This window comes from Streptomyces sp. NPDC107522, assembly GCF_055657525.1.
In genome coordinates, this window is the sequence record NZ_JBVKAU010000014.1 from 103300 (window position 1) to 117157 (window position 13858).

The following is a 13858-nucleotide window of genomic DNA, read 5'->3' on the forward strand; positions in this document are numbered from 1 at the left end:
CCGTACGGCCACCCCGACCTGCCCGAATCCATGAGGACGCCTGTCTAGATGCCTGCGCACGAGTCCCCGAAACAGTCCCCCGAGCCGTCACTCACGACACCCGACGGCGTGCGGGCCTGGCTGGAGTCGGCCGTCGCCGAGGCGGCCGGGCTCGACCCGCTGACTGTCGACCCGGACCGCCCCGTCGCCGAATTCGGCCTGGGATCCCGGCAGTTGGTGGCCCTGGCCGTAGAGCTCTCGACGGCTACGGGCAGGATGCTGGACCCCTCACTGATCTTCAACCACCCCACCATCGCGGCACTGGCCGAGGCGGTGTTCGACGACGGACCCTCGCGCCCAGGGACACCGGCCGCTGCTCGGGCCGAGGCGCCCGCACGACCGGACGACGACATCGCCATCATCTCCATGGCCTGCCGTTTCCCGGGCGGCGCCGACAACCCCGAGGCCCTCTGGCAGCTCCTGGCGGCCGGTGAGGACGCCATCACCGAGGTTCCGGCGGGCCGTTGGGACACGCAAGGGCTGCACGACCCCGATCCCGAGGTCCCCGGCAAGGCGTACTCCCTGCACGGCGGCTACCTCTCCGCCATCGACCGCTTCGACGCGAGCTTCTTCGGGATCTCGCCGCGCGAGGCCGCGGCCATGGACCCCCAGCAGCGGCTGCTCCTGCAGACCGGCTGGGAAGCGATCGAACGCGCCGGGATCGTCCCGGAGACGCTGAACGGCAGCTCCACGGGCGTCTACATCGGCCTGTACGACAGCGGATACCTGGCCTCGGCCGCCCTGGACCAGCTCGACGGCCACGTCGGCACCGGCTCGGCGTCAAGTGTGGCGTCCGGCCGCATCGCCTACACCCTCGGCCTCCAGGGCCCGGCGGTCACCGTCGACACCGCTTGCTCCTCCTCCCTGGTCGCCCTGCATCTGGCGGCGCAGGCGCTGGCGGGCGGCGAGTGCGACCTGGCGCTGGCCGGCGGCGCCACACTGCTGGTGACCCCGCGCGGGCACGTCGAGTTCAGCAGGCTGCGTGGCCTGTCGCCGTCCGGGCGGTGCAGCCCGTTCTCGGCGGACGCCGACGGCGTGGTGTGGGCCGAGGGCTGCGGCGTGGTGCTGCTCAAGCGGCTCGCCGACGCGCGCCGCGACGGGGACCGGATCCTCGCCGTCGTCAAGGGCTCGGCGATCAACCAGGACGGCCGCAGCCAGGGACTGAGCGCCCCCAACGGCCCCGCCCAGGAGCGGGTCCTGCGCGCCGCTCTCGACGCCGCCGGGCTCCGGCCGCACGACCTGGACCACATCGAGGCGCACGGCACCGGCACCCGGCTGGGCGACCCCATCGAGGGCCGGGCCCTGGCCGCCGTGTTCGGACCGGACCGCCCCGCCGACCGCCCGCTCGGCGTCGGCTCCCTGAAGTCCAACATCGGCCACACCCAGGCCGCCGCGGGCATCGCCGGCGTCATCAAGACCGTACTGGCGCTCCAGCACGGGCGGATACCGGCGTCCCTGCACGCCGAGACCCCCACCGAGCACATCGACTGGGCGCACAGCGGTCTGCGCGTCCTCGGCGGGGCTCAGCCCTGGTCACGGCACCCCGAGCGGGTACGGCGGGCCGGGGTGAGCGCCTTCGGGATCAGCGGCACCAACGCCCATGTGGTGCTGGAGGAAGCGCCCGAGGAACCGGCGCAGCCGCTGGTGACGCCGGGGGAAGCACCTGAGGAGCCGGCGCCCTCACTCACCGCCCCCTCCGGCAGGACCCTCTTCCCGCTCTCCGCCCGCTCCCTCCCCGCACTCCGAAGACAGGCAGGCCGCCTCCTCGAAGCCCTCCGTCAGCGGCCCGAGTTGCCGCTCCCGGCCGTGGCCGCGACCCTGGCCCACCACCGCACCCACTTCGAGCACCGAGCCGTCGTCCGGGCGAGCGACCGCGCCGAACTGCTCACCGCCCTGCACGCCCTCACCGAGGACCGGCCCGACACCGACCTGACCGTCGGCCCCCAACAGGCGGCCCCCGCAGGCAAGGTGGCGTTCGTCTTCCCCGGGCAGGGATCCCAGTGGCCCGGCATGGCGCGCGATCTGCTCGACCGCGACCCGGTGTTCGCCGACGAACTCGACCGCTGCGACGCCGCCCTGCGCCCGTTCACCGACTGGTCGGTGACGTCCGTGCTGTGCGGCGACGCGGGAGCCCCGCCCCTGGACCGTGTCGACGTCGTCCAGCCGGTCCTCTTCGCCGTGATGGTGTCCCTTGCAGCCGTCTGGCGCGCTCGCGGCATACGGCCGGACGCGGTCGTCGGACACAGCCAGGGCGAGGTGGCCGCGGCCTGCGTCGCCGGAGCGCTCAGCCTCAACGACGCGGCAGCGGTGGTCGCCCTGCGCAGTCAGGCCCTGACCGAACTGTCCGGCACCGGCACGATGGCCGTCGTCGCCCTCCCGCACACGGAGGTCCAGGACCGACTCGCCGACCACGGCGGCACCGTCACCGTCGCCGCCGTCAACAGCGGTCGCTCGACCGTCGTCGCCGGTGCCGTGGACGCGGTGGAAGCCCTGCTCGCCGACCTCGACCGGCACCAGATCTTCGCCCGCCGCCTCGACGTCGACTACGCCTCCCACAGCGACCGGGTCGAGCCGGTCCGCACGGCGATCCTCGACGAACTCGACGGAGTCACCACCTGCCCCACGTCCGTCGCCTGGTACTCCACGGTCACCGGCGAACCGGTCACCGAGGAACTCGAAGCCGACTACTGGTACACCAACCTGCGCGAACCCGTCCGCTTCGCGCCCACCGTCGAGCGCATGGCCGCCGACGGCTACCGCTGCTTCGTCGAACTGAGCCCGCATCCCTCGCTGCTCACCGCCCTGCGCACCATCGACGAGGACCTGACAGCGGTCGGATCGCTGCGCCGCGACGAGGACGGCCCCGCCTGCCTGGACCGCGCCGCCGCCGAACTCCACGTCCACGGACGGCGGATCGACTGGCGCCGCCTGGTTACGGACACCGCTCCCGCGGACCTGCCGACGTACGCCTGGGACGCACAGCGGCACTGGATCGAGCCCGCCGCCTCCGCCACCGGCCCCGGCCTTTTCGACCGCGCCGCCCACCCGTTGCTCGGCATCCAGCTCCAGTCGGCCGACGAGACCCGCTGGACCTTCCGCGGCGAGTGGTCCCGGGCCACCGCCGACTGGCTGCCCGACCACGCCGTCTTCGGCCGGACCGTCGTCTCCGGCACCACCCTGATCGAACTCTGCCGCGCCGCCCTCGCCGTGGCCCGCCCGGACACCCCGGCCGATGTCACCGACCTCCTCCTCCTGGCCCCCCTCACCCTTCCCGACACCGGCACGGTCGAGGTGTCCGTCGAGGTGGTCACGGCTGGGAGTGCACCGGAGATCACGGTCCACAGCCGTCCCCGCGGCAAGGACGCCACGGACTGGACCCTGCACGCCACCGCCTCCGCCGGCGACTCCACCCCGGCCCCGGCCGACGAGCCACCCACATGGCCCAAGACCGCCGAACCTGCCTGGGACGAGGACACCTACGAGCGACTGACCGCACTCGGCCTCGCCTACGGTCCCGCCTTCCAGGGCGTACGACAGGCCGCCGCGACCGGCGACGGCACCGTGCTGGCCCGCCTCTCGCTGCCGGCCGTGGCCCGCGACGCGGCCGACCCCTACCCGGTGCACCCGGCGCTCCTGGACGCCGCCCTCCACGTCGCCGCCGCCCTCGACGCCTCCGACCAAGGCGTGCTGTTGCCGGTCGCGGTGGCACGCTGCGTGTTGCCGCCCGGCGGCGCGACGGACCTCATCGCATCCGTACGCCGGACGGCCGCTTCCGGGACGGACCTCACGCTGGACGTCAGCCTGTGGGACGCGGACGGCTTCCCGGCAGGCCGCCTGGAGGGTGTGCGCCTGCGGGCCGCGCACCCGGCCGACCTGAGCAGCGAATCGGAGAACGGCCGGCACCTGTACGAGGTGGCGTGGACGGCCGTACCGGAGAAGCCGGCCGAAGCGCCCGGCACCCGGTGGGCCGTCCACGGCGACCCGGATGACCCGGCGGTTGCCGCGGCCGTACGCGAGCTGCGTGCGGCGGGCGTCCAGGTCACCGACGAGGGCGCCGAGACCGTCGTACGGCTCTGGCCCCGACCGGCGGCCGACACCGAACCGGTCGCCGCAGCGCACGCATTGGCCGCGTCGGCCCTGGCCGAACTGCAGGCGCTGATCGCTCTGCCGTCGGACGAGGCGCCCGCCCGCACGATCTGGGTGACCCGCGGGGCGATCGCAGCCGCTGACGGGGACACGGTTCCCGGGTTCGCCCAGTCGGTGCTGTGGGGCCTGGCGCGCAGCGCCCGCACCGAACATCCGGACCTCGGGCTGACCTTGCTCGATCTCCACGGCGACGAACCGCTGCCGCTTTCGGCTCTCACGTACGCCGACGAGCCGGAACTCGCCGTGCGCGAGGGTGAGTTGCTCGTACCGCGCCTCGTGCGTGCCCGTCCCGCCCCCTCCGCCCGCCCCGCTCGGATCCCCACCGAGGGAACCGTGCTGGTCACCGGGGGCCTGGGCGCGGTGGGCCGTCAGATTGCCCGCCTGCTGGCCGAGAACGGCGTCCCCCGCCTGCTGCTGACGTCCCGCCAGGGACCCGGCGACCCCCGCACAGCCGAAGTCACCGCCGAACTGACCGCACTCGGCGCCGAGGTCGAGGTCGCCGCATGCGACGTAGCGGACGCGGCAGCCGTGGCCGACGTGCTGGCCCGCATCGGCGACGAGTCGCCCCTGCGCGGCGTCGTCCACTGCGCCGGAGTCCTCGCCGACGGCGTGGTGGCCGAACTGACCCCCGAGCGTCTCGCGCAGGTGCTGGCCCCCAAGGTCGACGGCGCCGCCCACCTGCACCGGCTCACCGCCGACCACCCGCTCGACCTCTTCCTGCTGGTCTCCTCCGCCGCCGGAGTCGTCGGCAACGCGGGCCAGGCCAACTACGCGGCCGCCAACGCCTTCCTCGACCAACTCGCCCACCACCGCGGAGCCTTGGGCCTGCCCGGCCTCTCGGTCTCCTTCGGCGCATGGGCGGGAGAAGGGCTCGCAGCCGAGCACGCCGACCTGGAGCGGATGGCCCGCGTCGGCCACCGCGCCCTCACCCCCGACCAGGGCCGTGAGCTGACCGCACTCTCCCTGCGACGCGACGTTCCAAACCTGGTCGCCTGGGCCCTTGACCTGCCGCGGCTGCGCGCCGCCGCACCGACGGCGGCACTGTGGCGCTCCCTGCTCCCCGCACCCCACCCCGGCCGCCCCGACGGCCACACCCTGGCGGACCGGCTGGCCCGGCTGCCGGAGCCCGAACGCGCCGCACGCGTCCTCGCCCTGGTCCGCGAGGAGGCGGCGCACGCCCTCGGCCTGCGCTCGGCGGAGTCCGTCCGTGCCGACCAGCCGCTGCGCGAGCTCGGCATGGACTCCGTGACGGCGGTCGACCTGCGCAACCGCATCAGCGCCCGCCTCGGCAGCAAACTCCCCGCCACTTTGCTCTTCGACCACCCCACACCCAGCCGTCTCGCCGAGTACCTGCTGACCAGTGCCCTGGCGGCAACCGGCCGCGGGAGCCGCGAGGCCGCGCCCGTGTCCAGGCCCTCCGCGGAGGAGCCGGTGGCCCTCGTCGCCATGGCCTGCCGTCTGCCGGGCGGAGTGAGCGACCCGGAGGGGCTGTGGCGCCTGGTCGCGGAGGGACGGGACGCGGTCGGACCGTTCCCGGCGGGCCGGTGGGACGTCGAGGCGCTGTACGACCCCGACCCCGACGCGCTCGGCAAGTCCTACGCCCGCGAGGGCGGTTTCCTCGACGACATCGACTCCTTCGACGCGGGCTTCTTCGGCATCACCCCGAAGGAGGCGGCGGCGATGGACCCGCAGCAGCGGCTGCTGCTGGAGACGGCCTGGGAGTCGCTGGAGCGCGCCGGAATCGTGCCCGCCGACCTGGCGGGCAGCGCCACGGGCGTGTACGTCGGCATGTTCGGCAGCGACTACCTCTCCGGCACCCGGCTCGACCAGCTGGACGGCTACGTCGGTACGGGCTCGGCCCTCAGCGTCGCCTCGGGCCGCCTCGCGTACACACTCGGGCTGAACGGTCCCGCCCTGACGGTGGACACCGCGTGCTCGTCGTCGCTGGTGGCCGTGCATCTGGCGGCGCAGGCGCTGCGCGCGGGGGAGTGCGATCTGGCGCTCGCCGGCGGTGTCACGCTGATGGTCACGCCGCAGACCTTCGTCGAGTTCAGCCGGCTGCGCGGCCTGTCGCCGACGGGGCGCTGCCGCTCCTTCTCCGACGCCGCCGACGGCGCCATCTGGGCCGAGGGCGCCGGCATGGTCGTACTGAAACGACTGAGCGACGCCCGGCGCGACGGTGACCCGGTCCTGGCCGTGCTGCGCGGCACCGCCGTCAACCAGGACGGCCGCAGCCAGGGACTGTCCGCGCCGAACGGGCCCGCGCAGGAGCAGGTGATCCGACGGGCGCTGGAGCGGTCCGGGCTCGGGCCCGCCGACATCGACCACGTCGAGGCGCACGGCACCGGCACGACCCTCGGCGACCCGATCGAGGCGGGTGCCCTCGCGGGGGTCTTCGGCGGCTCACGCCCCGAGGGCCGCCCGCTGTACCTGGGCTCGCTGAAGTCCAACGTCGGGCACGCACAGGCGGCTTCGGGCGTGGTCGGCCTGATCAAGGTCGTGCAGTCGCTGCGGCACCGGACCCTCCCGCGCACCCTGCACGCCGACACACCCAGCCGTCACGTCGACTGGGCCGACAGCGGACTGCACCTGCTGTGGGAGGAGGTGGCCTGGCCCGCGTCGGCGGAGCGGGTGCGGCGCGCGGGGGTGAGCGCCTTCGGGATCAGCGGCACCAACGCGCACGTGATCGTGGAGGAAGCCCCGTCCTCGGCGCGTGAGCCCGCGGCCGAGCTCCCCGGGGGCAAGCACCTGTTCGTCCTCTCCGCCCGCAGCGAGGAGGGCCTGCGCGGACAGGCCGCGGCCCTTGCCCGCCACCTCGCCGACGACTCCGCCCCGCTGCCGGACATCGCCCACACGCTCGCCCGCCACCGCAGCCACTTCGAACGGCGTGCGGCAGTCGTGGCCGAGGACCGTGACGAACTGCGGGCGGCACTGGGCGAGTTGGCGAACGGACGGATCACCCTGCCTCCGCTCCGGGAGGAGCAGGCGGGCAAGGTCGCCTTTGTCTACGCCGGGCACGGCGGTCAGTGGCCCGGCATGGCCCTGGACCTGATGGCCGAGTCGGAGGCGTTCCGCGAGGAGCTGACGCGGATCGACGAGGCGGTGCAACGGCACGTCGGCTGGTCCGTGCTCAACGCGCTGCGGGCGCCTGAGGAGTTCTCCCCGCTGGAGCGGACCGAGTATCTGCAGCCGACGCTGTTCGCGGTGAACGCGGCACTGACGGCCGCCTGGCGCGCACTCGGCATCACCCCGGACGCCGTCACCGGCCACAGCCTGGGCGAGATCGCCGCCGCCTACACCGCGGGCGTCCTCACGCTGGACGACGCCGTGGCCGTGGTGACCGGGCGTGCCCAGGCGGTCGTATCGCTGGCGGGCAAGGGCGGCATGCTCTCCCTGGACCTGCCGCGTCCGCGCGTCGAGGAGCTGCTCGCCCCGTATGCCGGGCGGCTGTTCGTCGCCGCCGTCAACAGCCCGCACTCCACGGCCCTCTCCGGCGACGGAGACGCACTGGCCGAACTGCGCCGGAGCCTCGACGGCCAGGGGATCGAGGCCCGTTCGCTGTCGACCCCGTTCGCCTCGCACACCCCGCTGATGGCCCCGCTGCGCGACGAACTGCTCGACCGCATCTCCGGTGTGCGAGCCACCGCGCACACGGCGACTCCGCTGTACTCGACGGTGCTCGCGGAACCCGTGCCCGGCGACCGCCTGGACCCCGCCTACTGGTACGCCAACCTCAGCGAGCCCGTCCGCTTCGCGGACACGATCACCCGCATGCTGGACGACGGCTACCGCTACTTCGTCGAGCTGAGCCCACACCCCTCGCTCGGCTCGTCCATCGAGGCGGTGGCCGCCGAGGCCGGAGTCGACGCGGTGAGCGTCGGCTCGCTGCGTAGGCAGCAGGGCGGGCGGGACGTACTGCTGCGCAGGCTGGGGGAGTTGTACGCCGCCGGCCACACCCCCGACTGGGCGGCGCTGTTCCCGGCGGGCCGCCGCGTCGACCTGCCGACCTACGCCTTCGCCCGCGAACGCCACTGGCTCGCACCCGCCCCGCCCACCGCGACCGGCGCCTCGCCCCTCCTCGGCACGCATGTCGAGGCCAGCGACGAAGCCGGCCGGCACCTGTTCCAGAGCGAGGTGGACCTGCGCGACAGCCGCTTCGCCTATCTGACCGACCACAAGGTCACCGGCGAGGTGTGGCTGCCCGGCGCCGCCTTCCTCACCATGGCGCTGGAGGCGGGCTCGGTCGTGCAGGGTGGTGGCGCCGTACGACTCGCCGACGTCAGGTTCGTCCGGCCGCTGCGCCTCGACGAGTCCCGGCCGACGCGGCTGCAGCTGGTCCTGCGCCCCGCCGCCGACGGCTTCCGGGACTTCACCGTCGCCTCGGCGTCCACCGGGCGCGGCCGGCGCACGCGCTGGGAACAGCACGTCAACGGACGCATCGCCGTCACCCCCGCCGAGCCCGACGCCGCCCCGAGCGACGCGCCGGCCGCAGTGCGCGCCCGGTGCACGGAGCAGGTCGACCTACCGGTCGTCTACGCCGCTCTCACCGCCCTCGGCATCGACTACGGCCCCGCCTTCCGGGGCCTGGAGTCGGGCCACCGCACCCGCTCGGCGAGCCTCGCCCGACTGGCCGACCAGCCCGCCGCGGGTCATCTGCTGCACCCGGCCGTCCTCGACGCCGCCTTCCACACGGCCGCGCTGCCCGGCGACGCACCCCAGGGGCGTGCGTTCGTGCCCGCCGGGGTCGGCCGCCTCCGCCACACCGGACTGCGCACCGCCCCCGCATGGGTGACATGCCAGCTGCGATCCGTGTCCGGCGACACCGCCACGCTGGACCTTCGGCTGTACGACGAGCGCGACCAACTGCTCCTGGAGGCCGAGGAGTTCCAGCTGGCCGCACTCTCCCCCCTGGACGGGGCGCTGTTCGAGACCCGTTGGCAGCCCCGCCCGGTCGCCAACGAGCCGTCGGGTCAGGGAAGTTGGCTGATCCTGGCCGACGAGTCGGGTGTGGCTTCCGAACTCGTCGAGCGGCTGGGCACCTCGGTGCCGTGTGTGATCGCCCGCAGGGGTGCCGAGTTCGCCGCCGAGGGCCTGGGACGTTACGTCCTTGACCCGGCCGACCCGCAGCACCTGACCCGCCTCCTCGACGAGGCCTTCGCGAGCGGCCCACCCGAGCGAGTCGTCCAGCTGTCGGCACTCGACGCGCCCCCGATCGGGAACGCCGACACGGCCGAGGAGGCCGCCCGGCTGTGCTGTCTGAGCACCCTGCACCTGGTGCGCACGCTCGCCGCACGGACGCAGGGCCCGGCGCCCCGCCTCTTCGTCGTCGCACGGGGCAGCCAGGCCGCCGGTGACAGCACGCAGGTGACACACCCGCAGCAGGCCCTCGCCTGGGGCTTCGGCCTCGCGGCGGCGCAGGAGCACCCGGAGTTCAGGACCACCCTCGTCGACCTGCCGCCGACCGACGGTGTCGACGCCCTGTGGACCCAGCTGCGGCACGCCGACGACGAACGGCTCGTCGCCCTGCGCGAAGCCGGACGACTGGTACCCCGCCTCACCCGCACCCGCCCGGACGACGGCGGACAGGGCGCCATCAGCCCGGACGGCGTGTACCTGATCACCGGTGGCATGGGCGGCCTCGGACGCGTCGTCGCCGAGCGGCTGGTCCGTCGCGGCGCCCGCCGACTGGCCCTGATGGGCCGGAGCACGCCCATCGCGGACGCCGTGGGCTGGATCCGGGATCTGGAGGAGCGGGGTGTGAGCGTGCACCTGGCACGCGCGGACGTCGCCGACCGCGACAGCCTCAGCGCCGCTCTGGACGCCGTACGCCACGCACTCGGCCCGATCACCGGGGTCGTCCACGCGGCCGGCGTCCTGGACGACGCCACGATCACCAACCTGACCGACGAGCGCGTCAGGCGCGTCCTCGCCCCCAAGGTCCTGGGCACGGCCCTGCTCACCGAACTGGCCCCGGACGCACAGGACTTCATCCTGTTCGCCTCGGCGGCCGGACTGCTCGGCTCGGCCGGACAGAGCCCGTACTCGGCGGCCAACGCCTTCCTCGACGCCTGGGCCCACCACCTCTCCCGCACGGACCGCCGGGCACTGAGCCTGGACTGGGGCGCCTGGTCGGGCGTGGGCATGGTGTCCGAGTCCGACGCGCGTGAGGCCGAGACGACCCGCTCGGGTCTGGTCGCCTTCTCCGCGCAGGACGGCGGTGAGCTCTTCGAGCGCGTGCTGACCACGGCCCGCCGTCAGCTCGCCCCCTTGGCTCTGGACTGGGAGATGCTGGCTCTCGATCCCGACGCGGCCCGCACCCGCCCGATCCTGGCCGACCTGGTCAGCGCCCCCACGGGCACGCCCGGCACGGACGACCTCGTCCAGAAGGTGTTCGCCGCGACGACCGACGCCGAACGGGCCGTACGACTGGAGGCATACGTACGCGCCCGGGTCGGCGAGGTCTCCGGCGGGGCCGTCCAGGTCTCCGCGACCACGGCCCTGAAGGAACTCGGCCTCGACTCCCTGATGCTCGTGCGGCTGCGCAACGCCTTCGCCCGCGAACTCGGCGTGGAACTCCCCGCCGCGACCGTCTTCTCGGCCGCCGACGTCCGCGGTCTGGCCCGGGCCCTGGGCGCGGCGTTGCCCGAACAGGACACCCAGGCACCGGACGAGCGGCAGAGCATGGCAGCGGCGCAGCCGCGGCACGACACCGACGTCCCGGCAACCGAACTGCACCCCGCGACCCGCGACGTCGTACGGCTCCTGCGCAGCGCCCAGCCCGGCATGCCGGCCGCCGCCCACGCGGTCGGCCTGGCCGTACGCCTCACGACGCCGACCACCCGCGGGACCCTCACCGGCATCCTCACCCGTCTCACCGCACGGCACGCGGCCCTGCGCACCGCCGTCGTCACCGCCGCCGAGGGCGGACGGCAGCTGCGGGTCGACCGCGACCTGCCGGAACCGCTGCTGCGCTGGACGGTCGTGCCGGACGACGCCGACTTCGACGCGGCCGACCTGCTGCGCGAGCTCCTGGAACCCCCGTTCGACCTGGCGACCGCGCCCCTGTGGCGATTCGAGCTGCTCGACGGCGGGGAACGCGGCCAGATCCTGGTCTACGGCGCCCACCACGCCGTCAGTGATCTGCAGTCGCTGCTGCTGGTCGCGGGCCAGATCGACGCCGAGCTGTCCGGCCACGCGCTCGGCGACACCGCCACCAACCGTGACATCACCCTGCTGACCGCAGCCCAGCAGACGGACGAGCAGGTCACCGGGCAGGCCAACGGGCGAGCTGACGCGGACGAATGGCGCGAGGCGTTCCAAGGCAGCGCCCGCCTCGACCTGACCCTGAGCCGACCGCGCCCGCAGACCCGTACCTACCGCGCCGGCAGCGTCACCGTGCCGATCCCCGACGGCCTCATGGACCGGATCTCGGCCGCCGCGAGCCGCCTCGCGGTGACCCCCGCTGCCTTCTGCCTCGGCACCCTGACCGTCCTGCTGGCCAGGAAACGCGAGCGCGAACGCTTCGTACTCGCCGTGCCGGTCGACACCCGCATCCACGCCGACGCCTACGACGCGGTGGGCTTCTTCGGGGTGCCGGTGCCGTTCCCCGCCGAGGCGAACGCGCAGGAGCGGGTCGAGGAGGTGCTGCGGCGCACCGACGGGCGTCTGCAGAGGGTGCTGACCAAGGGCGCGATGTTCTCCGACGTGCTGCCGGTGCTGGCCGGACAGGGCCTGTACCGGGCGAACGCGCCGCTGGTCGAGGTGTACTTCAACTACGTACGCGCCGCGGGCCGGTTGGCCCACCTGGAGGTGCTCCCGGCGGGAACGGGCCACTCCGATCTCGACCTGATGATCACCATGACGCCGGACGCGGGCCGGATCCGCCTCGACCACAACCTCGACATCCTGGACGCGGCGACGGTCACCGGGCTGGGGGAGGAGCTGCTGCGGCTGCTCGCGGAGACGGCCGAGGATCCGACAGGACAGGTCCGTACGACGCGGACGACATCCGAGGAAGACCGCACGGTGCCGTCCCGCACGCTCGCCCTCGCCGCCACTTTCGCCCTCGGCAACCTGCCCCTGATGTGCGAGACGGCGCTCGACGAGTCGGCGCGGGACGGCAGCGTGACGACCGTCGCGGAAGCTCCGTACCACCATGTCCTGGCGAGCCTGCGCGACCCGTCCGGCGTGTTCGCCGACCCGGCCACCACGGCCGGCGCCGTGCTGCTGCGGGCGGCGGACCTGCAGCGCTTCGGCCCGGTGGACGACGCGGTGCTCGCCGAACTGCGCACCGCCTACCCGGCCGCCCTGCGCGCGGTGGCCGAGCGCACCCGCAAGCCGCTGATCGTCGGCTTCCTGCCCACGGCACGAGGCGAGGACCGCTTCAGCCGGTGGGAACAGGAGATCGCCGCCGAGCTGGCCGACGTACTCGGCATGGCTGTGCTCGGTCCCGACGACTGGACCCGCCACCATCCCGTCGAGGAACGGTTCGACGAGCGGACCGAACGCCTGGCCCACCTCCCGTTCACCCCGCGGTTCCAGGCGGCCGTGGCACTCCGCCTCGCCGAGACCGTCCAGGCGGTACGGCGCCCCGCGCCGAAGGTGATCGTGGTCGACGGCGACGAGACGCTTTGGGGCGGCGTGGCCGGGGAGCTCGGCCCCGAGGCCGTCGACCTGACCGGCCCACGTGCTCAGCTCGCCCGGAGGTTGTTGCAGTGGCGGGCGGCGGGCGCGCTGCTCGTGCTGGTCAGCAACAACGACGAGGCCACGGTCCGCGCCGTACTGGAACGCCCGGACAGCCTTGTGAAGGCGGAGCACTTCAGCGTGCTCTCCGCGGACTGGGGCCCGAAGCCGGCCCGCCTGGCCGAGGCCGCGCGCACCCTCAACCTCGGTCCGGACAGCTTCCTGTTCCTGGACGACAATCCAGCCGAGATCGCCAAGATGCGCGCCGCACTGCCGCAGGTACTGTCGGTGACGTGCCCGCCGAAGGACGAACTGCCCGAGTTCCTCGGCCGGTTGTGGCCGCTGGTTCCTGTGGCGGCGACGGCCGAGGACGCGCTGCGGGCGCGGTTCTACGAGCAGGAGCGGGAGCGGGACGCCGTACGGGAACAGGCCGGTTTCGAGGAGTTCCTGGAGCAGCTTGAACTCGAGGTCGACATCCGGGCCCTGTCCGCTGCCGATGTGCAGCGGGCCGAACAACTCGTCCGCCGCACCAACCAGTTCACCCTCCGCGCCCGCTCCGCCGACGGCGGCGACGTCGCCCGATGGCTTGCCCAGGGCGAGGTCTGGACGGCTGCGGCGCGCGACCGCTTCGGCGACTACGGCCAGATCGGCCTCCTTGCCCTGCGCCGTGAAGGCGACCGACTCGAGGTCCTCGCCTGGCTGATGAGCTGCCGTGCCCTCGGCCGGGGCGTCGAGGAACGCCTGCTGCAGTGGCTGGCCGACCGCGCCGAGGAACTGGACTGCGCCAAGGTCCGCCTGACAGCGGAACGCACCCCGCGCAACACCCCGGCCCGCCGGCTGCTGTCGGCACTGGGAGGCGGGGACCAGGACGACGACCGGCTGGAGACCGTGGTCACGCCGGAGCAACTGCGGGCGTTCCGCTCCTGGCGGCGGCAATGACGGCACCGGGCAGTGCCGGGGACGGTCCGGACAGCAGCGATGAAGGGGCAGG

1 protein-coding gene is annotated in these 13858 nt (G+C 74.0%); it reads left to right on the top strand.

The window, feature by feature from the left end; genetic code table 11:
• The first annotated feature begins 48 nt into the window (after positions 1–48).
• Positions 49–13806 (top strand): SDR family NAD(P)-dependent oxidoreductase, encoded by a 13758-nt coding sequence (locus tag ACZ7L6_RS33235; RefSeq protein ID WP_471930368.1) that lies wholly within the window; start codon positions 49–51, stop codon positions 13804–13806.
• Positions 13807–13858: the final 52 nt, after the last annotated feature.

What these genes read in the sequence shown, in the direction of transcription:
- ACZ7L6_RS33235 (WP_471930368.1), top strand. Translation starts at nt 49, where the DNA reads ATGCCTGCGCACGAGTCCCCGAAACAGTCCCCCGAGCCGTCACTCACG.